Genomic DNA, 23,298 nt, shown 5'->3' with positions numbered 1-23,298 from the left:
TCGGACGGGAACGAATCGGGTATTTTTACTGTCTCTGCCGTTGCGCAGCGATCCAAGCCATACGGGAAGCAAGAAGCATGAGTTTGATGACAAAGCTAGGTTTCAGGGCACTCGTGGCCTCGTGTCTGATTACGGCGGGCAGCGCCGCTAACGCCCAGGTCAACGTGCTGATCACCGGTGTCGGGTCGACCCAGTTCCCCATCGCCACGGCGAATTTCGCGAATGAGGCGAACCTGCCGCAGCAGGTCACGTCGATCGTCCGCGCCGACCTCGCCCGCAGCGGCAAATTCACCAACATCGACGCCGGCAGCACGCCCGTGCCGGAGAGCGCATCGGTCGACCTCGGCGCATGGAAGGCCAAGGGCGCGAATGCGTTCGTCGCCGGCAGCGTGAACCGCGAGGCGAACGGCCAGTACAAGGTCAACTTCATCCTGTACGACACCGTGAAGCAGCAAAGCCTCGGCGGCCTGTCCCTGACGGCCACCGACACCACGCTGCGCACGGCCGGCCACAAAATCGCCGACTACATCTACCAGAAGCTGCTCGGCGTGCGCGGCGTGTTCGCCACGCGCCTGTCGTACGTGATCAAGACCGGCAACCGCTACCAGTTGCAGATCTCGGATTCGGACGGCCAGAACGCGCGCATCGCGCTGTCAAGCACCGAACCGATCATCTCGCCGTCCTGGTCGCCGAGCGGCACGAAGGTCGCGTATGTCTCGTTCGAGCGCAAGAAGCCGATCGTCTACATCCACGACCTGCCGACCGGCCGTCGCTACATCGTCTCCGACCAGAAGGGCAACAACAGCGCACCGGCCTGGTCGCCGGACAGCAACACGCTGGCCGTCGCGCTGTCGCTGACGGGCAACACGCAAATCTACACGGTCAACTCGACGGGCGGCGGCCTGCGCCGCCTCACGCAGAGCAGCTCGATCGACACCGAGCCGTTCTACTCGCCGGACGGCCGCTGGATCTACTTCACGAGCGATCGCGGCGGCGCGCCGCAGATCTACCGGATGCCGGCACAGGGTGAAAGCGCCGGTGCCGCGCAGCGCGTGACTTTCACCGGCAGCTACAACACGAGTCCGCGTATCAGCCCGGACGGCAAGCTGCTCGCTTACATCTCCCGCACGGGTGGGGGCTTCAAGCTGTACGTTCAGGATCTTCAGTCCGGCGCGGCGAACGCCATCACGAATACGAATCGCGACGAATCGCCGAGCTTCGCGGCAAACGGCCAGTACCTTCTGTACGCTACCCAGTCGGGTGGTCGCAATGTTCTGGCAGCAGTGCCCTCGGACGGCAGCGCGCCGCCGCAAATCCTGTCCGTCCAGGGCGGCTCCGTACGTGAGCCGTCGTGGGGGCCCTTCATGCAATGACCACAAGGAGAGTAAACATGATGTCGAATAAAGCTCGTCTGGCCCTGGCCGTGATGATGATCAGCGCGCTCGCAGCGTGCAAGTCGGGCGTGAAGCTCGACGACAAGGCGAATGCCGGCGGTGCGGTCAGCACGCAACCGAGCGCCGACAACGTCGCGCAAGTGAACGTCGATCCGCTGAACGACCCGAACAGCCCGCTCGCGAAGCGCAGCATCTACTTCGACTTCGACAGCTATTCGGTGAAGGACGAGTACCAGCCGCTGATGCAGCAGCACGCTCAGTACCTGAAGAGCCACCCGCAGCGCCACGTGCTGATCCAGGGCAACACCGACGAACGCGGCACGAGCGAGTACAACCTCGCGCTGGGCCAGAAGCGTGCGGAAGCCGTCCGTCGCGCGATGGCACTGCTCGGCGTGAACGATTCGCAAATGGAAGCCGTGAGCCTCGGCAAGGAAAAGCCGCAGGCAGCGGGTCACGACGAAGCATCGTGGGCGCAGAACCGTCGCGCCGACCTCGTCTACCAACAGTAAGTAACGGAAGAATCGCCGTATGACGCACCGTGTATCCCTGCTGCGCGTTGCCGCAGCATTCTGCGTCGCCGGCGCGGCGTGGTCGGCCGCGCCGGCGCACGCCGGCGTGTTCGACGACAACGAAGCGCGCCGCGCCGTGCTCGATCTGCGCAGCAAAACCGACAACCTGGCGAGCCAGTTGTCCGCCGCCCAGCGTACGATCCTCGATCAATCCGGCCGTCTCGACCAGCTGAACCAGCAGGTCGCGACGCTGCGCGGCGAGAACGAGGACCTGACGAACCGGCTGACGACGCTCGAGCGGCAGCAGAAGGAGTACTACCAGGATCTCGACACGCGGCTCAAGAAGTTCGAGCCGCAGCAGGCGACGATCGATGGTGTCGAAGGCACCGTGCAGCCGGGTGAAACGGATGCGCTCAGCGCGGCGCAGCAGCAGTTCCGCAACGGCAACTTCAAGGCGGCCGCGGCTTCGTTCCGCGCGTTCATCGCGAAGTATCCGCAGAGCCCCTACCAGCCGACCGCGCAGTACTGGTACGGCAATGCGCAATACGCGCTGCGCGACTACCGCGGTTCGACTGCAACGTGGCAAGGGATCGTCAGCAAGTTCCCGCAACATCCGCGCGCAGCCGACGCCCTGGTGGCAATCGGCACGAACCAGCTCGAACAAGGCCAGAAGGCGGCCGCGAAGAAGACGTTCGAGCAGGTCGTGTCGCAGTACGCCGGGTCGAACGCAGCGCAGACCGCGCAGGGCAAGCTCGAGACGATCAAATAATTATCGCGGCGGGTTGTTGACAGCCTGACAACCCGTCGCTATAATCTTTTGCTCTTTGGGTCGTTGCCCAAGTTGTTGAAGCAACGAACCAACAGGTTTCAAGAACGTGGGGTGGTAACTCAGTTGGTTAGAGTATCTGACTTTTAATCAGAGAGTCGAGGGTTCGAGTCCCTCCCACCCTACCAACTATCTTTGATAGTGCAAATTAAAGCCTCCCAAGCGGAGGCTTTTTTGCGTCTGCCGCATCCGTATCGAAGCGCGGCATCCCGGTGATGTCTGCGACACACTCGGCCGCACTCTCTCCACTCCGCCACCAGACAGCGCACGCACCCTGCCCCGCCCGTGCGTCAGCGCACGCTCACGTCGCGCAGCACGCCACCATATCCCGTGTACAGATTGCCGTCGGGCAGCAACTGCCGCTGCGCAAGCTGCCGATGCACGACCGGCAGGTGATGGAAAGGCATCCGCGCGAACAGGTGATGTTCGATATGAAAATGAATCGCGTGCGGGCCGAACAGGAACGTCTGCCACGAACGCCGGACGATCGTGCGCGCGTTGCGGCTCTGGTCGGCAGCGGCCGGCAGCCCCGCATGCTCGAAGATCGCGCGCACCTGCCCGGCCAGCGGCAGCAGCGTGACGGACGGCACGATCCACAACGTGACGTACAGCAGCGGATGCCCGGCCCATGCGAGCGCGCCGAACAGCACACCGTTGCCGGCCAGCATCGACGCGACTTCCCACGCGGCGTACGCGCGCGACTTCCCGACCTTCGGCAACGCATGCGCGAACTCGCCGCGGGCGAGCTTCACGACACTCGTCACGTAGCCGATCCCGCATGCGTACGCGAGCAGGCGGCCGATCAGCCGCCGGCGCGTCACCGGATAGTCGTGCACGCCGAACAGCAGCGCGACGGGATCGTCCGCCGCCATCGGTGCGCGATGGTGCTTCAGATGGCCGGCACGATACGTCCGCAGCGACAGCCATAGCGGGCCGGCCGCGAACAGTTGGCCCAGCGCATCGTTGACGCGCCGGTTCCGCGCCAGCAGACCATGCGCGCCTTCGTGCATCATGACCGCGAGCGCAAGCTGGCTGCGCGCGATCACGATCGCGGCCAACGCGTACACGAGCGGATGCGCAAACGCGATTGCAACCGCGAACGCGACGGCAATCATCAGCCAGTCGCCTGCCAACGCTGCGCCCACACGCAACGCGCTCACGCGAAACAGCGCGGGATCGGGCACGAACCGCGCAAGCTCGGCATCCGGCCCGGCATGATGAACATGGGCATCCGTCACGCGAGCCTCCCGCGCAGCGATCGCCGCTCGACCCAGAGCGCACTGACCATCGCGAGCGCCACGCCACCCAGCACGTCGACAACCGTATGCTGCTTGAGCGTCAGCGTCGACGCGCAGATCAGCAGGCCGACCGCCACAGTCACGAGCCGTCGCCGATCCACCAGCATCCGGCAGGCGAGGCACGTTACAGCGACATGCAGGCTCGGAAAGCCATTGGCCGCGAGATCGAGCTGCCACATGCGCGCGAGACGGTGGCGTACGAACGTATTGCCGATCTCCGCGACGTCGGGCCGCGGCACGGCTTCCGGAAACAGCAGGAAGCACACGACACCGAGCACGAACGCGATCAACACGGCCTCCTTGAATGCGGCGAACGCAAGCGGCCGCGCATACGCGGCAAGCGCAATCACGAACGGAAAGAAGCCGACATAGACGAACCACGACCATGCGATGAACGGAATCCGCGCATCGATCGACGTGGCAAACACGTAGCGCGGCGTGACGCTACGCTCCAGCAGAAAGAAGATCGCGAGGCCGGCTGCCATGCCGAACGTCGCGGCCAGCATCTGCCGGATATCGGGCCGGCGATCGTCTCGAAGCGACAGCGAATTCATCGTGGTGCCGGCGCCTCGCATCGCGTATCCGCATCGGCCACCTGCACATGCGAACGCAGCGCGAGGAGGCGCGACGTCCACGCGTCGACGCGCGCACGCGCATGCTCGCGGCCGGCGATCGTTCCTGCCTGCGTACCGGGATGGCGCATCAGTTCGGCTGCAGCCTGCCCGACGTCCCGCCGGAACGCGCCCGCATCGCCGCGCCACGTGACGACGCGATGCAGGAGTTGCAGTTGCGCGGCGCGCGCGGCGTTGCTCGCCTGCTCGGGCTGGTCTGACTGAACAAGCAGGATCGGGCGGTGATACACGCGTGCGATCGACAGCGCAGCCATGCCGGGCGCCGACACGATCAGCGGTGCATGGGCGGCGCGCGTCACCCAGTCGGCGTCGACCCCGGTCCAGCCGTCGTGTCCGGCATAGCCCTCGCCGACACGATGGGCGGCGAGCCCCGCGTCGCGCATGCCGGCGGACAACGCATCGGCGAGCGCGATATCGCGAAAGTGCGGGTTCAGATAAATGGCGGCTGCAGCCGGTTCCGAAGCGGGTTGCCCGGCGACGATCGGCACCGGCGTCGGCAGACGGTAATGCGCGCACGATCGCCGGACGGCATCGGCGGCATCGTACGCAAAGTCGTGTTCGATGCAGCACCGCGCCGAATCGATTTGCCAGTCGACGATCCGTGCAAATGCACGCGCCAGTGCGCGCGGCAGCCGTGCATCGAAATTCTCGGTCAACGCGCGGCGCAGGCTGCCGCCATACACGTGGACGATGCGGCGCCGCCAGCCCGGCATCGCCCCCATGAACAGCAGCGCCGGATGAAACGAGTCGTTGACCACGAGATCGGCATCGCGGACGATCGCACGCAGCCGCGCGATGTCTCGCAGCATGCGCGTCGGCCTGAACACGTAGTGCGCGACATTGCGATCGGTCGCGTCGCGCAGCATGTTCTGTCGTTCGTCGAACTGCACCGCGTAGTGACGGGACAGCACGGCCGCGTCGATGTCGAACGCAGCCAGGAACGCCTGCCCCGCATCGGATGTCGTCAGCACGTCGACCTGGGCGCCGGCCGCACGCAGCGCATGCACGAGCAGTTGCGCGCGCATCAGGTGGCCGCGTGCGTCGGCCGTCGCGAGATAGACGATCCGCGGCATCATGCGCGCGGACGAAGCGACTGGAACCAGCCGGCCGCGACCATCGCCAGCGCGCCCGTCACGCCGAAACCGGCCTCGATCGCGCGGATCTCGTTTAGCAACGCGGCGAGATGCGCTGCCTCGGACGGCGCAACCAGACGGCGCAGCGTGTCCGAGCAGAGCCGGACATGCCGCGTCTCGTCGGCGAGCACGCGCGAGAGCAGCGGGTACAACGGATGGGCATCGCCGATCGTCGCGCAGTGACGCGCGAGCACGCGCATCGCCATCTGTTCCGCGCACAGGCCCGTCGCATAGGCCGGCACGAGCACGCCTTGCGAGAAATGCGGTGCATGACGCTGCGCAAGCCGGCGCCATCGCATGATCTTGCGCCGGCTCAACCAGTCGGGCTCATGCGGTGCAGTCGACGGCGCGACGCCGCGCTCGCGCAGCGCATCGGCGAACGCCGCTGCGTGGCGACGCTCGTCCGCGAGGTGCTGCTCGATCCGCGGTGCAAGCCAGTCCGGCGGCTGTCCGGTCCAGTCCTCGTGCAACGCGCACTCGGTCGCTTCCTCGCCGATCAGGTACATGCGCAGCACCCAGCGCTCGCCATGCACACTGCGATGCAACTGCCGGATCGCCGCCCGCTTGAGGCGATCGACGAGGTACGCGCGCACCCGCGCCGCCCCGCGCGGCACGGGCGCCTCGAGACAATCGAAGCGTGCATCGTGCGCTGCCTGCGGCGACGCCGGCAGTTCGCCTGCCGCGCTCATGCCGGCTCGCCTCGTGCAGACGCGGATTTCGTCGCAGCCGCCGCGGCGCCAGCCGGATCGCGACGCCATCCGAGGATCAGGCCGATGAAGCTTTCCTGCATGAACGCGTGCGCGGATGCGGCTGCACCCGCAAATGCTTCCTCGCGGCCGTTGACGCGCAGATAGCCATTACCGTCACGCGCACCGAACTCGATCCGGTCGTTCTTCCTGAAGCCGCGCGTAAGCATGTCCTTCACCAGCGCGCTGCCGTCCAGGCCGAACAGGAACAGCTCGCGCCGGGCGACCCACACCGGAATGTGATTGCTCAGTGCATCGAAGCGAATCGTCCACGTGCCGGATGCGAGTGCGCGATCGACGTCGGCATCGTGCGGCGCGTTCGATGCAAAGCTCGCACGCGCGACCGACTTCGTCAGTCCGCCGACGCCGAGCCCAATCGTGATGTCGTCCGCGAACGGCTGCTTCGGATCGGTCGCGCTCACCTTCACGAGATGCCGCGCGAGACGCGATGCCAGCGACGGATGCGCGAACAGTGCCAGCGTTTCGTCCGGCGTGAGCACGTCGCGCTCGCCCTCACCCTCCTTCACCCGCACGCGATACGGATCGATCCGGACCTCCGTGAACGTGCCGTGCACGGGCGCATGGACATACACGTCGCGGTCCCATTTCGCGCCGTCGCGACGCAGCAGCACGTGCACGCTCAGCGGCACGCGCCGGCCTTCGCCGTCGACGCCCGTGCCCTGCAGCAGCACGTCGCCGAGCACGTCCTTCGTGCGGCGCGTCGCATCGCTCGAGAAGACGATCGCGTGCGCATCGGTATCGATGCTCGCGTGAACGTCCGGCGCATCGAGCGCGACGCGATTGCAGTCCGCGGCTGCCGCGTTCATGAACGGGCAGCCGCTTTGCGATGCGAAGTGGTAGATCCCGCGCCCCGCATGGTCGACCGGCGCGGCATGGGCGCCAACGCTGGCGGCAAACAGGGCGAGGCAGGCAACACGGGTGGCGAGCGTGGGCATGGTCGTTGTCAGGATGGATGCTGGGTGTCGGCGTGTCGTGGCCGCGCGTGATGCGCGGCGCCGGCTCAATGACGGTGATAGGACAGCGCGTCGAGATCGCGCCGGGCCGATGCACGCCCGGCGAGACCGAAACCGCGTGCGAGTGCGCCGAGCGTATCGACGGCGGACGCCGCGATCGTAACGCCGACGGCCGCGAGATAGCGGACGACGCCAAGCTGCGGCAACTGCTGGTGATTCAGCGCACGCAGGCTGTAGCCGAGCCGCATCGCCATCACGCAGAACGGGCCGAGCGGGCCGCTGCGACCGAGCCACTGCCAGCCGCGCGGCAGGTACGCGTTCACGAGATACGGCGTCAGCCCGACGCTGTCCTCGCCGCGCATCCAGCGCAGCTTCAGCGATTCGCGTTGCGTGTCCGGCAGCCGATGTTCGGTGTGCGCGGCCGGTGCGAACTCGACGGCCACGCCGGCTGCCTGCATCCGCAGCCCCATCACCTGGCAATGCGCGCGATAGACGCCGTCGAGCGGCTCGTAGCGGAATTGCGCGAACACGTCGCGCCGGAACGCGACGTTGTTCGCGTAGAAATTGCGTGTCGCACCGTCACGCAGCGGGCTCGGGAAATACATGAAATCGATCGACGTCAGCGCGATGCCGAGCACGTTCGGCGCATAGCTGGTGCGCCCCGCCACCGCGACGGGCGCATCGTCGGCTTCGCGCGCGAACGGTGCGAGCAGGTGCTCGAGCCAGTCGTCGGCCGGCCTGCAATCGGCATCGCCGAACACGACGATGTCGCAACGGGCCGCGTCGACGCGGTCGAACCCGTCGTTCTTCGCATCGTAGTAGCCGGTGCTTGCGCCGATCTCGACGAAGTCGATCGGGCGGCCGGCCAGCGCGGCGATCTCCGCGCACGCATCGGCCGGCAGCCCGTCATGCGTGATGATCCATTGCGCGAGTGCCGCGGGTGGCACGGTCTGCTTCGACAGCGCCGAGACGAGGCGCTTCAGGCTGTCGACGGCCTGCACGAGCCCCGCGCCGCCGCGCAGGTTGTTCGTCTCCAGCACGAGCGCGGCCCGCGCCGCCACGGCACGGGCAGCCGCGCGGGTATGCCGCGTGGTTTCTGTGAAGTCTGGCATCCGGAATATCTCCATCGTCATGCGCACCGGCATGGATGAAACGAATGGGCGGGGAGCCCGCCGCGCATCGGCGAATGCGGGTCGCTCGCGACCGTCGTCGCAAAACGGGCGCCCTCGAAGGCGCCCGCTTCGCGTGACATCACTCCTGGACGGACGGTGCCGATTCGGCGTCGGGATAGCGCGGCTTCGCGTTCTGCAAGTCACGCGTGTTCTTCTGCACGGCCACCGAGCCGAACAGCGCGAGCACGAACGACATCGCGTAGAAGCCCTTCTCGCTCAACTGCAGCGTCGCGTTGAAGAGGCCGACGACCAGCAGCGCGATCGACAGCAGCAGCGCGATCCAGCTGAGGCCGTAGTAGATGCCGGTGACGGGAATGCCTTCCGCGCGGTCGCGGACGCTCTTCTGCAGCGAGATTGCCGCATAGAGACCGAACACCAGCACGGTGAAGTAGTAGCCCTTCTCGTTGAGCTGCATGCCCGCGTTCCAGAGACCGATCAGGAATGCCGCGAAACCGGCGAGCAGCGCGGCCCACGACGCGGCCACGAACGCGAACGACGGCTGCTGGATGGTGGTCTGGTTCATTGCTTTGCCCTCTCTTTCTTTTTGTTCGAAATCGTTTTCGTTGAACTGCGTTTCGCGCATGGTAGCAGCTTTGGCGCGTGCCACGACAGCGTCGCTTGCAGTCTTACATGCCGCGCTGCGCCCGCCGCCAGCGTCCCGGCGTCGTGCCGAGCACCGCGCGAAACGCCTTGCCGAACGCAGCCTCGGACTGGTAGCCGACCGCCTGACCGATTTCCGCCTGCCCGCGCTGCGTATCCTGCAGCAGCGCGCACGCGTGCATCATCCGGATCTGCGCGACGAACGCGCCGACGCTCATCCCGGCCCGCTCGCGGAAATGGCGTGCGTACGTCGCGCGCGACATCGCGGAGGCGTCGCCGAGCGACTCGACCGTCCACGGTTTTTCCGGCGCCTGCAGCACGGCCTGGACCGACGGGCCGAGCCGCGCGTCGGCCGCCAGTGCCAGCCAGCCGGACGACACGCGCGCACCCCGCCCGTATGCGCGCAACGCGTACGCGAGCAGCGCCTGGCCGAGCGCGTTCACGATCGCGCCGGCGCCCGGCTGCCCGTTCGACGCCTCGGTGCGCAGCACGCTCGTCAGCAGTTGCAGCGGCGCGAACCCCGACGCCTCGCGCAACCCGACATGCAGCACGTGCGGCAGCGTGCGCATCAGCAGTTCGCCCGCGCCGCGCGCATAGACGAACCGCCCGCACAGCAGGTCCACGCTCGCGCCGCCCGGTTCGGCCGGATCGAGATTCGACTTGACCGGCAGCACCGCGCCGCCGCCGGCGCCCTGTTCACGCAGCGCCGCAGCCGGCCGCGATCGGCCGGCCCCTGCGTCGAGCAGGTCGTGCGCGCCCCCCGCGGGCAGCAGCACGAAATCGCCGTCGGCGAGCTGCAGCGTGCGCCCGTCCGCGGTACGCAGCCGGCAGGTTCCGGCCAGCACCAGGTGAAACGCCGCCTCGCCGGACGGCAGCGGGTCGTGCGGCATCGCGAACGGCCCGTCGAGCAGGCAGCGCACGTCGAGCTCGACATGGCTGCGGCCCAGCGACAGGAGTTGACTCAACGCGTCCATGAGACGATTGCGCTAAAAATTGACACTCTAGCGTATCGAAACCCTCAGCGCGAGCGATCAGAATAGCCCTGCATCGCCCGAGATCGCGGCCCCCGCCGCCCTCCTCACCCCTACTCGAAAGGACGCATCATGCTGAACTGGAACGAATACCGGAAGGAACTCTCGACGCGCATCGGCGAGATCGCCAAGCTGTCGCCCGATACGCTGGCCGGCTACAAGGCGCTGTCGGGCGCCGGCGCCAAGACGGGCCATCTCGACGCGAAGACGCGCGAACTGATCGCACTCGCGGTCGCCGTCACGACGCGCTGCGACGGCTGTATCGCCGTGCACACCGCGGAAGCGGCCAAGCATGGCGCGACCAAGGAGGAAGTGGCGGAAGCGCTCGGCGTCGCGATTGCGCTGAACGCGGGTGCGGCGCTCGTCTATTCGGCGCGGGTGATGGACGCGCTCGGCGAGTGAACCTGGCGGCCGCGGCGCCGCCGTCAGGCGGTGGCGCCCGGCCGCATTGGCCGCATGGGCTGCATGGCCGCGCGCTTGCGCATCGCGCATCCGGGGAAGCACCCGATGTATGAAGATTGGCCAGCCTACCTGCCCGAATGACCGGCCGCGTGCGCCCAGGCACGGATGCGCCGCGAAGTCGGCTACCATGCTGCGAACGATCCATCGTGAAGGAGCGCTCCATGTGCCGCTGGCTCGCTTATACGGGTAATCCGCTTCATCTCGAGACCGTCCTGTTCCGCGCGAAGCATTCGCTGATCGACCAGAGCCTGCATTCAGAGCTGGGGGCGACGACCACCAACGGCGACGGCTTCGGCATCGGCTGGTACGGGCGCCCCGACGAACTCCCGTTCCGCTACCGCTCCGTGCATCCCGCGTGGAACGACCGCAACCTGCGCGAAGCCGCGCGCGCGATCCGCTCGCGGATGTTCATCGCGCACATCCGCGCGGCCACCGACACCCCCGTGCAGGAAACCAACTGCCACCCGTTCCGCCACGGCCGCTGGCTGTTCGCGCACAACGGGCTGATCCGCGATTTCCACAAGCTGCGCCGCGACCTGACGATGAAGGTCGATCCCGCGCTGTTCCCGACGCTCGAAGGCTCGACCGACTCCGAACTGATGTTCCGCCTTGCGCTGACCTACGGCCTCGAGCAGACGCCGCTGCCGGCGCTCGAGCGGATGGTCGGCGTGGTCGAGGAAAGCGCCGCGCGGCATCGCGTGGCCGCCCCACTCAACATGACGATCTGCGCGACCGACGGCGAACGGATCATCGCGGTGCGCTATTCGAGCGAACGGCAGTCGCGCTCGCTGTTCCACAGTACGTCGTTCAAGCACCTGCACGAGCTGTATCCGCATAACCCGCGCATCGCCGAAGCCGGCGACGACGCGTTCATGGTCGTGTCCGAGCCGCTCGTCGACTTGCGGGGCGCGTGGGAGGAAGTACCGGAGAGCACGGCGATCGTTGCGCAGGGGGCCGATGTGCAGCAGCGGCCGTTCGGGCCGCGGCACAAGTAGCGCATTGATACCGTTGACCGCATCGAGACGGCGGTATCAGACACACGCGCACGAAGCAATTCGTTAAAAAAGGAAGGGATTACAAACTTTCCGTCGCGTTACAATCCGCCCCAGGAGTAAACCGAACCCAAGAATGCAACTTCACGGTCGCCCGCACCTCACATCGGAAATGCCCCAGGATTTCAAGAATTTGTCACCCGCCACGCCGACGAACGGTTGCTCCACCAGTCCGGACGGAAAACAGGATCGCGCCTTCGTGGTGTGGCTGACCGGTATCTCCGGCGCAGGCAAATCGACGCTGGCGACTTTGCTACAGGAACACCTCGATGGCCGCGGACTTCGCACCTATCTGCTGGATGCCGACCGCCTGCGCGAGGGGCTGAACCGGGATCTCGGATTCAGCGATGCCGATCGCCATGAAAATATCCGGCGAACCGCCGAGGTGGCGAGGCTGCTTGTGGATGCTGGATTCGTCGTCATCGCTGCGCTGATCTCACCATTCCAGGAGGCGCGCGCCAAAGCGCGGGCGCGCTTTGCGGCCGGTACGTTCATCGAGGTCTTTGTCGATACTGCACTCGAAGTCGCAGAGGCTCGCGACCCGAAGGGACTCTATGCGTTGGCAAGGCAAGGCGCGATTCGCCAATTTACCGGCATCGATTCCGTCTATGAGCCACCGCAGTCCCCTGACGTTCATGTCAGGACGGCCGAGGCAAGTCCCTCGGAGTGTGTGGACGCGATCATCCGGAAACTGCCGCTGGGCGGCTGACGCCGTCGCGATCGAACGTCATCCCACGCGCGTCGGTGTGCTGTTCGTGCGAATGGCAACCACGCTCGCACAAGATACCAACATACCCACCGCCGGCCGTTCAGTCCGCGGCACAAGTAGCGCGGCGGGCTGTCACTCGCGCCGTCAGGCGCGGCGCGACAATCGCATCCGGATCGAATCGAGTTCGGCGGGCAGCCGGCGCGAACGGGCGCGCGGCCGCGGCAGTGCAGTGAACCCCAACCGCTCGTACAGCGCCCGGGCCCGCACATTGCGCGTCAGCACGTCGAGCACGACGTCGCGGCTGCCGTTGGCGGGCAATGCGCCGGTGTCCAGCGCATCGCGAAACAGTGCGCTGAAGATCCCCGTGCCGCGCTGACGCTCATCGGTCGCGCAATGCGCGACGAGGATCTGCGAACGCTTCGGCGCCGGAATTTCCGTTTCGAGGATCAGCCCGCGCAGCAACTGGCCGATGGTGCGGCGCACGCCGAAAAAGCGCGAGAGTGCCCACACGACATGCAAATCGTCGAACATCGTCTGCTGTCCGTCGTGGATCGCCATCACGGCGAGCACGGTGCCGTCGTCGGCGACTGCGACGCGATGCCGGCGCCACGAGAAGCGCCCGTAACGCGACCGAAACGCCTGCTGCAAAAACGCAACGCCGCGTGCATCGCTTTCGCCGAGAAAGAACCCGAATTCGGCCACGCCGGACGCAAACACGAGCGGCCCGCACGCAACCGCATCATCCGCATCCGCCGCGCGAAACCGCACGCGCTCACCGGCGCGCGGCACCGCGTGCGCGAACGCACCGGCCAGCGTCACGCGCTGCGCCCCGCGAGACGCGACAACACGGCGACCGTCCGGCTGATCTGCTCCGGCTCATGCGTCGAGCAGATGAAGAAGCGCAGGCGCGCGGCCTTTTCCTCGACGGCCGGATAGAAGATCGGCTGCACGTTGATCCCTTCGTCGAACATCGCATTGGCCCATTGCGCGGCTTTCAGCGAGCTCCCCGTGATCACCGGCACGACCGCGAACCCGGCGCTCGTGCCCGTGTTCAACCCGGCGGCGCGCGCCTCGGTCAGGAACTGCCGCCCGCGCGCCTGCAGTTGCGCGACGCGCTCCGGCTCGGCCTGCAGACGCTCGAGCGCGGCCAGCGACGCTTCGGCGAGCGTCGGCGCGAGCCCGACGCTGTACAGAAAGCCCGGCGCCAGGTGCCGCAGCATGTCGACCAGCGGCTGGCAGCCGGCGATGAAACCGCCGCAGCCGGCCAGCGTCTTGCTCATCGTGCCCATCCACATGTCGACCCGGTCGGGCGCGACGCCGCAGTGCTCGCGGATGCCCTTGCCGGTCGCGCCGAGCACACCGAGCGAATGCGCCTCGTCGACCAGCAGGAATGCGCCGTGGCGCGTCTTCACGTCGACGAAACGCTGCAGGTCGGGGAAATCGCCGTCCATGCTGTACAGCCCTTCGATCGCGATCAGCACGTGCCGGTATTCGCGGCGCACGCGCGACAGCAGTTCGTCGAGCGCCTGCCAGTCGTTGTGCGCGAAGCTCAGCCGCTTCGCGCCGCTCAGCTGCGCGCCCTGCACGATGCTGTTGTGCGCGAGCGAATCGTGCACGACCAGATCGCCCGGGCCGAACAGCGCGCCGATCACGGTCACGTTCGTCGCATGGCCGCTCACGAACGCGACGCAATCGTCGGTCTCGTAGAACGCGGCCAGCGCGCGCTCGAGATCGCGCTGCACCGGACGTTCGCCCGCGACCATCCGGCTGGCGGAGGCCGACGTGCCGTAACGGTCGATCGCGGCTTTCGCGCGCGACGACACGGCCGGATCGCCGGCCAGGCCGAGGTAGTTGTAGTTCGCGAAGTTCAGGTACTCGCGGCCGCCGATCTGCGTCGTCGCACCGGCCACGCCTTCATGCACGCGGAAAAACGGCGAGTCGACGCGCAGCTTCTCGCCCATCTCGCGCATGATCCGGACCTGCTGATACTGCGGCATCGATTCGAAGCGGCTGCGCGCCGATGCGGTCTGCGCGGCCAGCGTGCCGGGCACGCCCGGTGCCGCAGCCGCATCGGTCGCGCGCTCCAGTTGCCGTTTCAGCGCTTTCGCCGCCAGTTGCTGGCGAAGATGCTCTCCCAGTGCCATTGCTTCCTTCGCTGTATCTCGAAAAGGCGCTATGTTACGCCGCGCATCATGAAAAAGCGTGGTGTCACGCGTCGGGAAACTCGGCCCACTGCCACGCATCGGGTTCGGCCAGCAGCGCGTCCACCAGCCGGAAATTCATCTCGTGGCTCGGCCGCAGTGCGCTCACGCGCGCCAGCAGCGGCGCGCCGGCCAGCGCGAGATCGCCGACCAGGTCGAGCACGCGATGCCGGACGAACTCTTCCGGCAGCCGCATCCCGCCCAGCACGCGATTGCCGACGATGGACGCCGTGCACGACGGCCGCGCGCCGCGCAGGATCGGCACCCCGCGCAGATAGCCGGCGACGATCGCGGGTACCGCCCACTTCACGCGGCCATACGAGCGCGACGGCGCAATTTCGGTCGCGAATGCGGCCGGCGTCAGCGCCCCGTCCCAGTGCATGTCGCCGAAGCCGCGCAGGTCGTTGCGCACGCTCAACTCATAACGCGGCGCCGGTTCGATCCGCATTTCGCGCCGCTGGTCGCCGTCGCCGTCCGTGACGACGACTGGCCGCAGCACGCGGATGAAGCGCTTCGGCGCATCGAGCGCGACACGGCCGCACGCGCGGATGGCGTCCACCCACGGCGCGGCGCTGCCATCGAGAATCGGCACTTCTTCCGCATCGATCTCGACGATCGCGTGATCGATCTCGCATGCAAGCAGCGACGCGAGCAGGTGCTCGATCGTGCGAACGCCGACGCCGTCGGCATTGCGCAGCATCGTGCACAGCGGCTGCGCGCGGCGCAGCGCGGGATCGACCGGCAGCGTCGCGAGCGTGCGCCCCTGCGCGACGCGACGGAACGCGATGCCCGTCACGCCCTCTTCCGGACGCCCGGGCAGGATCCGCACACCCACCCGGCGCCCCGTGTGCAGCCCGTGACCGTCGATCGCCAGCGGCCGTGCCAGCGTGCCCTGACGCGTCGCCCACCCGGACGGCGCGCTCATCGCGCGACCTCCAGCGTCGGCGACGCCTGGCCCGCCACGGGCGCCTGCCGCGCATCGAGCATCGCGCGCGCTTCGCCGTCGATCGCATGCTTCGCCGCGAGCGCCGCGACGGCCTCCTGCGCGGCATCCGTCGCGGAACCGGCATCCGCATCGGTCGACGCGCCGATCGAATCGACGATACGTCCGGCCAGCGTCGTCACCGACGCGCCTTCGGCAATCGCCATCACCGACAGCTTGACCTCGAACGCTTCCTCGACCGCGAGACCGAGTTCCATCCCCATCAGCGAATCCATGCCCATGTCGAGCACCGACTTGTCGAGCGCGATGCGGTCCGGCGTCATGTGCAAAATCCGCGCGATCTGCGCCTGCAGCGTCCGCGCCACCAGCGCGATCGCCTCGTCGCGCGGCAACGCCAGCACTTCTTCCCGCAACTGCGTGCCGCCATCGCGCGCATCGCCGCCGCTCGCGTGCGATTGCAGCAGCGAATACCGGCGCGCCTTCGCGGCCGGCATCCCGCGCGCTACCGCGTGCCAGTCGAGCCGGACCACGGCCTCGCCGGCCGCGCCCGCGACCAGCGTGCGTTCGAGCGCGACCATCGCCTCGTCGGAGGTGATCGACGCACCGCCGATCCGCGACTGCAGCGCCTCGCGCGTATCCGCGTGGCGTGCGAGGAAGCCGACGTCCTCGAGCGGCCCCCAGGCCATGAACGTGCCCGGCAATCCCGCCGCGCGACGATGTTCGACGAGCGCCTCGAGGAAGGTGTTGGCCGCGACGTAGTTCGACTGCCCCGGATTGCCGAGATAGGTCGTCGCCGACGAATAGACCACGAACAGGTCAAGCGACAACGCGCGCGTCGCGCGATGCAGGTTCCACGCGCCGGCCACCTTCGGTGCGAGCACCGCGGCCATGCGCGCATCGTCGAGATTGCGCACGAGGCCGTCATCGATCGACATCGCGGAATGCAGCACGCCCTTGAGCGGACTGCCGCGCCGGACGATCGCATCGATCATCGCGTCGACCGCCGCGGCGTCGGTCACATCGCACGACACGACATCGACCGTAACGCCGAGCGTCGTGCGCCAGCGCTCGACTTCCTCGCGTGCGGCCGCAGCGAGCTCGCCGGAACGGCTCGCCAGCGTCAGCCGGCGTGCGCCGCGCTCGACCATCCAGCGCGCGCTCGCGAAACCTAGCCCGCCCGTGCCGCCGACCACCAGGTACGTGCCAAGCGGATCGAGCGCGAGCGAACCCGCGCGCGTGACGCCGCGCGTCGGGGCCGGCGTGCCGGACGGATAGGTCACGAGCACCTTGCCGATCTGGCGCGCCTGCTGCATGTAGCGGAACGCATCTTCCGCCCGTTCGGCCGGAAACGCGCGATACGGCAGCGGATGCAGCACGCCTGCCTCGAACAGCGCCATCACTTCGCCGAACAGGCGCGCGGTCAGCTCCGGGAGCGCCCCCATCAGCTGGTCGGCGTCGATGCCGAAATAGCTGATGTTGTTGCGGAACGGCCGCAGCCCGATATGGCTGTTTTCGTAGAAATCGCGCTTGCCGAGCTCGAGGAAACGACCGAACGGCCGCAGCGTATCGATGCTGCGCACCATTGCTTCGCCGGCGAGCGAATTCAGCACGATGTCGATGCCCTGGCCGCCCGTCAGCGCACGAATCTCGTCCGCGAACGCGAGGCTGCGCGAATCGAGCACGTGGTCCGCGCCGAGCAGACGCACGAACTCGCGCTTCTCGTCGCTGCCGGCCGTCGCGAACACTTCCGCGCCGAAGTGGCGCGCGAGCTGGATCGCGGCGATCCCGACTCCACCCGCGCCGCCGTGCACGAGCACACGCTCGCCGCGACGCAGCCGCGCAAGCTCGACGAGTGCGTAGTACGCGGTGAAGAACGTGGTCGGCACGGTCGCCGCTTCCTCGAACGACAGCCGCTCGGGTTTCAGTGCAATTGCTTGCGCGCGCGTCCTGACGCGCGTCGCGAACGAAGCCGGCGCGAAGCCGAGCATCGCGTCGCCCGGCGCGAATGCCGTCACGGCGTTGCCCACCCGCACGACGCGGCCGGACAGTTCCATCCCGATCGTCGCGCCCGCGAAGCCGGTCTCGACTGCTTCATCGGACAAGAGCCCCATCGCATACATCACGTCGCGGAAATTGAGGCCGGTGGCAACGGGCTCGATCTCCACCTCGTCATCGCCCAGCGGGCTTTCCGGCAACGCGAACCATTCGAGATTGCGCAACGAACCCGGCGCGTCGAACGCGAGCACGGCCGCACGCGCGATCGCGCCATCGTTGCGGGCCGCGGCCTGCGCGGCCGTCAACATACGCGGCACCTGCCGCCCGTGTGCACCCAGGACGACTTCTTCCTCGACCGCCGCGCCGGTCAGCTCGCGAATCAGCGCGTCAGGGATCCGGTCCGCCGCTCGATCGACGTCGATCAGGCGGCACGCGAGTTCGGGATGCTCGTTCGCCAGCACGCGACCGAGACCCCACAGCGTGGCCTGTTCCGGATGCGCATTCGCGGTCCCGGCGAACGGCGCGCCGCCACGCGTGACGACGGTCAGCCGCGTGGCCGCGTTCGGCTGCGCACCGAGCGTGCGAACGAGTTCCGCAAGAGCGATCACGCCGTTACGCTGCGCGGCCATCAGGCCATCGCCCGTCGCCGATTCGGCGAGCGGCGTTTCCGGCGCGCAGAACACGACATGCGCCGGCCGCCCGGCCGGCAACGACGCGATCGCATCGGCCGCGTGCGTGACGTCGACGATATCGGCCGGATAGCCCGCGCGCGCCAGTGCATCGGCGAGCCGCCCGCCGAAACTGCCGGCGGCATCCGGTGCGTGCACGACGAGCCATTGCTCGCTGCGTGCAAGCGTATCGAGATCGCTCGGTTCCTCGCCGCGTTGCGCGACAACGGCGCTCGCGGGGTTGCGCGCGATGACGAACGTCGGCGTGCCGTCCAGATCGAGCGATTGCTCGACGTGCCGCACGATGTCGACGAAGCCCGCGCGTTCGAGCGCCGCATCGAGATCCGCGGGCACCAGCGGCACGGGCGCATCGGCTTCCGTCGACGAAGCCTGCGCGCCGAATACGATGTCGGAGAAACGGCCGCGACGCGATTCGGCCAGCAGCAGCAATCCGCCAGGCGCCAGCCATGACCGCATTGCATTCAGCGCGTCGGCCACATCGTGCCGGCCGCTCAACGCGCGGTTCGCGACGATCAGGTCGTAAGGGCCGGCTTCGTCAGCCGCCAGCGACAACCGCTCGCCCGACTGCAACGCAACCGTGCGCACCGCCGCTTCCGCATCGGCGTCGAACCCGGCGAGTTGACCGGCAGTCGCCGCAATTGTGTGATCGCAGCGCGCGGCCGCGAGATGCATGCCGAGCGTCTGCAGCACGTCACCGTCCGTCGCGCCCAGCTCGAGCACACGCAACCGGCGTGCCGGTTGCCATGCGCCGACTGCCTGCTCGACGCTTGCGGTCAGCAACGCGTGCACGTGCTGCCACGTCGGCGATGCGGCAAGGAGTTGTTCGACCAGGCTGTGGCCGGTCGGCGACAGCAGGCGGGCGCCGTCCTTCGCGCCATTCAGCACGTCCGGCAACGCCGCGCCGCAATGCGCGAGCAGCGTCAGCTCGGCCACGTGACCCGGCGATTCGGCCAGCAGCCCGCGCCACAGCTCGTCGAGCGGCGGCAACGCCGCGCACGCCGCGTCGTCGCGCACGAGCAGCGCGCCATCGCGATGAGCGAGACCGTCTTCGACCAGCATATCGGCAAGACGTGCGGCCAATGCCTCACGCCCGGCCGCCGGCTGCCATGCCCCGCCGAACGCGCCGAGCGCATCGAACGCGCGGAGCGCGTAGAGGCTCGCCAGCACGTCGAGCAGCGGCAGGATTTCGGTCAGATGCTGCGTCCGGCGGCCGTCGTGCCCGGCTGCATCGAGCCGTGCGGCAGCAAGCGCGAGCAACGCGTCGGGGGCCGGCAAACCGGCTGCATTGACGTCACCCGGCAGCGGCACTTCTTCAAGGCGGTAGACGAAGCGCGCGGGCAGGTTCTGCCGACGGCCGACCAGATCGACACGCCGGAACCGGCATGCGCCGAGCCGCGCGACGATCGCGCCGCGCGCGTCGAGGAATTCGAAATGCGCGACGATCGAATGCGGGCTGTGCCGGTCGATCCGCACCAGTACCCGTTCGACCGTGTCGCCGCGCAGATAGTCGACCCGGCCGATCTGCACCGGCACGTAAGCCGGATGCTCGCCTTCGCGCGCGTGCGCGGCAAGCAGTGCGAACAGCGGATGAAACCCGCTGTCCATCAGCGCCGGATGCAGCAGATAGGCAGACAATGCCCGCGCGTCACCGCATGCTGCCGGCACCGCAACGTCGGCCAGCGCCGCGCCGTCATCCGCGGAGACCCGCACGGTGCGGACCCAGCGGAATGCCGGCCCGTAGCTGAGGCCGATGGCCGCCGTGTTTGCATACAGCGTGTCGCCGTCGGCCGCGGGCAACGCGAGCAGACGATCGAGCGCGTCGGACGGCACGACGCTCGCATCGCCGAGCGTGTTGCCGCTTTCCAGCATCCGCCCCGTCACGTTCAGCGTCCATGCTCCGTCGGACATCCGGTCGCGCGTCTCGATCGTGAAGGTCGCGGTACGCGGCTCGATCACGAGCCGGAACAGCTTCGCCTGCTGCGGCTGGAATACCACCGGCGTGCGGATCTCGACGTTTTCGAGCGCCGCATCCGGCGTATCGAAGAAGGTGCGTGCCGCGGCGAGCGCCATCTCCACGTACCCTGCTCCCGGGAACGCCACGCCGCCGTCGACGACGTGATCGGCCAGCATCGGCAGCTTCGCCGGATCGAGCTGGTTTTCCCACGCGAATGCGTGCTCGTGGAGACGATAGCCGAGCAGCGGATGCTCGCGGCGACGATTGACGAGGCCATAGCCTTCGACGGTCGGCGTCAGCCAGAAATGGTCGCGCTGCCATGGATAGGACGGCAATGCAGCACGCGCTTCGCCCGGCGCGAAGCGGTCGGGATCGACGCTCGCACCGTGCGCGATCGCCGCGAGAATCGCTTGCCGCAGCGTCGCAGCGCTGCCGTGATCGCGCTTGAGCGTCGGCAGCGCCACGCCGGTCGCGCCGGCGGCCGCGAATGCCTGCTTCACGTACGTGCGCAGGATCGAATGCGGCGAGACCTCGACGAACAGCCGGACGCCCTGCTCGATCAGATGCGCGATGCCGTCGCCGAAGCGCACCGGCTCGCGAATGTTGCGCCACCAGTAACGAGCATCGAGCTCGGTGCCGGCCAGCGCGCCACCGGTCACGGTCGACACGAACGTGCCGTTGCCCGGCTGCGGCCGCAGGCTCGCCCTCGGCCAGCACGACCGGCTCGATGCGGTCCATGTGGCTGCTGTGGAACGCGTAGTCGAGATCCAGCATCTGGAAGAACTTGCCGCTGCCGCGCAACGCGGCCTCCAATGCCTGCAGGCCCTGCAGCTCGCCCGCGAGCGTCACCGCGTCGGGGCTGTTGATGCCCGCGATCTCGACGCGCCGCGCCAGCCCGTGGCGCGCGATCAGTTCGCGCGCCGCCGCGTCGCCGATGCCGACCGCCGCCATCCGGCCGCTGCCGCGCGTCATCGCTTGCGCGCGGCTGCGGATCTTGATCACGCGAACCGCGTCGGCGAGCGACAGCGCGCCCGTCACCCACGCCGCGGCAATCTCGCCGACGCTATGGCCGATCGCCGCGTCGTAACGCATCCCGCGCGCGTCGATCACGCGAATCATGCCGACCTGGATCGCGAACAGCAGCGGCTGCGCGTTCTCCGTCGCGGCGAGCCATTCGGCGCCCGCGCCGGCCAACCATTCCGCGCTCGGGCCGCCGCGCATCACGTCGACGAGCGACGGGCTGCCATCGGCGCACCACAGCGCGTCGACTTCGTCGAGCGCCGCGCGGAACACGGCGTTCTCCGCATAGAGTTCGTTGCCCATCCCGACCCACTGGCAGCCGTTGCCCGAGAAGACGAGCGCGGTGCGGACCGCGTCGGCCGGGGCCTGGCCGGTTGCCACGCAGGCCGGCAGGCCTTCCGCTGCCGGCTGGGCCAGTGCCGCAAGCGCCGTGCAGCCTTCGGCTTGGTCGGCCGGCGCGACGATCGCGCGATGTTCGAGCCACTGGCGACGACGTGCGGCCGCGGCGGCCAGCGCCTGCCAGTCGCCGCCGTTGTCGAGCATCGTCAGATAGCGGCCCGCGAGCGCGCCGAGCGCATTCGCGCTGCGCGCGGTCAGGACGAGCGGAGACAGTTTCGCTTGTGTCGGCTCGGGCTCACGCGCGGCCGCCGACGCCTCGTTTGCAGCCGGCGCCTCCGTCAGCACGACGTGTGCGTTCGTTCCGCCGAAGCCGAACGAGTTGACGCCGACCGTCAGCGGCGCGTCGCCCGCGTCGAGCGGCATGTAGCGATCGACGACGCGCAGACGCCCGCCGTCGAAATCGATCCCAGGATTGGGCGTGACGAAATGCAGCGAGCGCGGTACCGCGCGATGCTTCAGGCACAGCACGGCCTTCAGCAGCCCGGCCATGCCGGATGCGGTCTCGAGATGGCCGATGTTGGTCTTGACCGAACCGATGAGCAGCGGACGGTCCGCCGGGCGCTCGCCCGACACGACGTCGATCAGCGCACGCGCTTCGATCGGATCGCCGACCGCCGTGCCGGTGCCGTGCGCTTCGAGATACGCCAGCGACTGCGGATCGATGCCCGCGCGCGCGTACACGCTGCGCAGCAGCGACGCCTGCGCGGCCGCGCCCGGCACGCTGATGCCGCCCGGCGAGTGGCCGACCGAGTTCACGCCGGAGCCGGCGATCACCGCGTGAATCGTGTCGCCGTCGGCGAGCGCGCGATCGAGCGGCTTGAGCAGCACGAACGCGCCGCCTTCCGAGCGGACATAGCCGTCGCCGGTTGCATCGAACGTGCGGCAACGGCCGCGCGGCGACAGCATCGACGCCTTGGAGAAGCTGACGAAGCCGAACGGGTGCAGCAGCAGGTTGACGCCGCCCGCGAGCGCCACGTCGGCTTCGCCGGACTGCAGCGCCTTGACGGCCTGGTGGAGTGCGACGAGCGACGACGAGCAAGCCGTGTCGACGGACATGCTCGGGCCGCGCAGGTCGAACAGATAGGACACGCGGTTCGACGCGATGCTCAGGGTGTTGCCGGTCGCCGAATATGGATCGATCACGTTCAGATCGTCCATGTTGCGGTTGCCGTAATCCATGCTGGCGGCGCCGACGAAGACGCCGCAGTTGCTGCCGCGCATGTCGGCCGGGCGCACGCCCGCGTCCTCGAACGCTTCCCATGCGAGTTCGAGCAGCAGGCGCTGCTGGGGATCCATCTGGGCCGCTTCGCGCGGGGAAATGCCGAAGAACGCGGCATCGAAGCCGGCGACGTTGTCGACGACGCCGGCCGAGAACGTGTAGCTCTTGCCCGGCTCGCGCTTGGACGGGTGCTGGTAGAAATCGGTGCCGAAGCGGTCGGCGGGGATTTCGGTGACTGCGTCGCGTTCGTCGCGCAGCAGTTGCCAGAAGTCGCCAAGATTGTTAGCGCTCCCGGGAAACCGACAAGCCACCCCAATTATTGCAATCTTACTGTTCATCT

At 68.1% G+C, this 23,298-nt stretch carries 17 protein-coding genes, 1 tRNA gene and 1 pseudogene; 7 read left to right on the top strand and 12 right to left on the bottom strand.

The genetic code is table 11. From position 1 onward, the window contains the following. The first annotated feature begins 77 nt into the window (after nt 1-77). The 4 genes from tolB (at nt 78) to CFB40_RS03970 (ending at nt 2,857) form a co-directional block, all read left to right on the top strand. Nucleotides 78-1,373: a Tol-Pal system beta propeller repeat protein TolB gene (gene tolB / locus CFB40_RS03985; protein ID WP_043189432.1), complete on the top strand. Its 1,296-nt coding sequence runs from the start codon at nt 78-80 to the stop codon at nt 1,371-1,373. Between the two features lie 17 nt (nt 1,374-1,390). After that, a complete protein-coding gene (gene pal / locus CFB40_RS03980; RefSeq protein WP_089424598.1) occupies nt 1,391-1,903 on the top strand; it encodes a peptidoglycan-associated lipoprotein Pal in 513 nt (170 codons plus the stop codon). A 19-nt stretch (nt 1,904-1,922) separates the two neighbouring features. Beyond that, nucleotides 1,923-2,672 (top strand): tol-pal system protein YbgF, encoded by a 750-nt coding sequence (gene ybgF, locus CFB40_RS03975; RefSeq protein WP_011351071.1) that lies wholly within the window; start codon nt 1,923-1,925, stop codon nt 2,670-2,672. Between the two features lie 108 nt (nt 2,673-2,780). Continuing rightward, nucleotides 2,781-2,857 (top strand) — tRNA-Lys (locus tag CFB40_RS03970). Nucleotides 2,858-3,019: 162 nt separating this feature from the next. Here the strand turns inward: CFB40_RS03970 and CFB40_RS03965 are convergent. The 8 genes from CFB40_RS03965 to CFB40_RS03930 all read right to left on the bottom strand — a co-directional run bounded on the left by CFB40_RS03965 (nt 3,020) and on the right by CFB40_RS03930 (nt 10,258). After that, nucleotides 3,020-3,967: a fatty acid desaturase family protein gene (locus CFB40_RS03965; RefSeq protein WP_089430664.1), complete on the bottom strand. Its 948-nt coding sequence runs from the start codon at nt 3,965-3,967 to the stop codon at nt 3,020-3,022. Further along, on the bottom strand, nt 3,964-4,602 hold the full coding sequence (locus CFB40_RS03960; protein ID WP_256976540.1) for a phosphatase PAP2 family protein: 639 nt from the start codon (nt 4,600-4,602) through the stop codon (nt 3,964-3,966). Before CFB40_RS03960 ends, CFB40_RS03965 begins: the two co-directional genes overlap by 4 nt. Then, nucleotides 4,578-5,735, bottom strand: coding sequence for a hypothetical protein (locus CFB40_RS03955; protein WP_089430663.1), 1,158 nt, complete (start codon nt 5,733-5,735; stop codon nt 4,578-4,580). The genes CFB40_RS03960 and CFB40_RS03955 overlap by 25 nt, the downstream gene beginning before the upstream one ends. After that, nucleotides 5,732-6,481, bottom strand: a complete 750-nt coding sequence (locus tag CFB40_RS03950) for a hypothetical protein (RefSeq protein ID WP_089425853.1) — start codon at nt 6,479-6,481, stop codon at nt 5,732-5,734. The genes CFB40_RS03955 and CFB40_RS03950 overlap by 4 nt, the downstream gene beginning before the upstream one ends. Beyond that, complete coding sequence (locus tag CFB40_RS03945; protein WP_089430662.1) at nt 6,478-7,494, bottom strand: hypothetical protein; 1,017 nt, start codon at nt 7,492-7,494, stop codon at nt 6,478-6,480. The genes CFB40_RS03950 and CFB40_RS03945 overlap by 4 nt, the downstream gene beginning before the upstream one ends. A 65-nt stretch (nt 7,495-7,559) precedes the next feature. Then, nucleotides 7,560-8,624 carry a glycosyltransferase gene (locus CFB40_RS03940; protein ID WP_089431348.1) on the bottom strand — a complete coding sequence of 355 codons (1,065 nt, stop codon included), beginning with the start codon at nt 8,622-8,624 and terminating at the stop codon, nt 7,560-7,562. Between the two features lie 139 nt (nt 8,625-8,763). Continuing rightward, nucleotides 8,764-9,207 carry an inner membrane protein YiaA gene (yiaA, locus tag CFB40_RS03935; protein ID WP_069249222.1) on the bottom strand — a complete coding sequence of 148 codons (444 nt, stop codon included), beginning with the start codon at nt 9,205-9,207 and terminating at the stop codon, nt 8,764-8,766. A gap of 103 nt (nt 9,208-9,310) precedes the next feature. Beyond that, nucleotides 9,311-10,258 carry a cupin domain-containing protein gene (locus CFB40_RS03930; RefSeq protein ID WP_089424592.1) on the bottom strand — a complete coding sequence of 316 codons (948 nt, stop codon included), beginning with the start codon at nt 10,256-10,258 and terminating at the stop codon, nt 9,311-9,313. A 129-nt stretch (nt 10,259-10,387) separates the two neighbouring features. On the opposite strand from CFB40_RS03930, the gene CFB40_RS03925 reads away from it, so the two are divergent. The 3 genes from CFB40_RS03925 to cysC all read left to right on the top strand — a co-directional run bounded on the left by CFB40_RS03925 (nt 10,388) and on the right by cysC (nt 12,538). Next, on the top strand, nt 10,388-10,717 hold the full coding sequence (locus CFB40_RS03925; RefSeq protein ID WP_011351062.1) for a carboxymuconolactone decarboxylase family protein: 330 nt from the start codon (nt 10,388-10,390) through the stop codon (nt 10,715-10,717). 221 nt (nt 10,718-10,938) lie between these two features. After that, nucleotides 10,939-11,772 (top strand): class II glutamine amidotransferase, encoded by an 834-nt coding sequence (locus CFB40_RS03920; RefSeq protein WP_089430661.1) that lies wholly within the window; start codon nt 10,939-10,941, stop codon nt 11,770-11,772. 169 nt (nt 11,773-11,941) lie between these two features. Continuing rightward, nucleotides 11,942-12,538 (top strand): adenylyl-sulfate kinase, encoded by a 597-nt coding sequence (gene cysC, locus CFB40_RS03915; RefSeq protein WP_089430660.1) that lies wholly within the window; start codon nt 11,942-11,944, stop codon nt 12,536-12,538. 144 nt (nt 12,539-12,682) lie between these two features. On the opposite strand, the gene CFB40_RS03910 is transcribed toward cysC, so the two are convergent. The 4 genes and pseudogenes from CFB40_RS03910 to CFB40_RS03895 all read right to left on the bottom strand — a co-directional run bounded on the left by CFB40_RS03910 (nt 12,683) and on the right by CFB40_RS03895 (nt 23,296). Then, nucleotides 12,683-13,357: a GNAT family N-acetyltransferase gene (locus tag CFB40_RS03910; protein WP_089430659.1), complete on the bottom strand. Its 675-nt coding sequence runs from the start codon at nt 13,355-13,357 to the stop codon at nt 12,683-12,685. Next, complete coding sequence (locus CFB40_RS03905; RefSeq protein ID WP_089430658.1) at nt 13,354-14,682, bottom strand: aminotransferase class I/II-fold pyridoxal phosphate-dependent enzyme; 1,329 nt, start codon at nt 14,680-14,682, stop codon at nt 13,354-13,356. Before CFB40_RS03905 ends, CFB40_RS03910 begins: the two co-directional genes overlap by 4 nt. 64 nt (nt 14,683-14,746) lie before the next feature. After that, on the bottom strand, nt 14,747-15,664 hold the full coding sequence (locus CFB40_RS03900) for a UDP-3-O-acyl N-acetylglycosamine deacetylase (RefSeq protein ID WP_089430657.1): 918 nt from the start codon (nt 15,662-15,664) through the stop codon (nt 14,747-14,749). Continuing rightward, nucleotides 15,661-23,296: pseudogene (locus tag CFB40_RS03895) on the bottom strand (SDR family NAD(P)-dependent oxidoreductase). Before CFB40_RS03895 ends, CFB40_RS03900 begins: the two are co-directional and overlap by 4 nt. Nucleotides 23,297-23,298: the final 2 nt, after the last annotated feature.

Source organism: Burkholderia sp. AU31652 (assembly GCF_002223155.1).
GTDB lineage: Bacteria > Pseudomonadota > Gammaproteobacteria > Burkholderiales > Burkholderiaceae > Burkholderia.
This window is presented reverse-complemented; position numbering and strand designations above follow the sequence as displayed.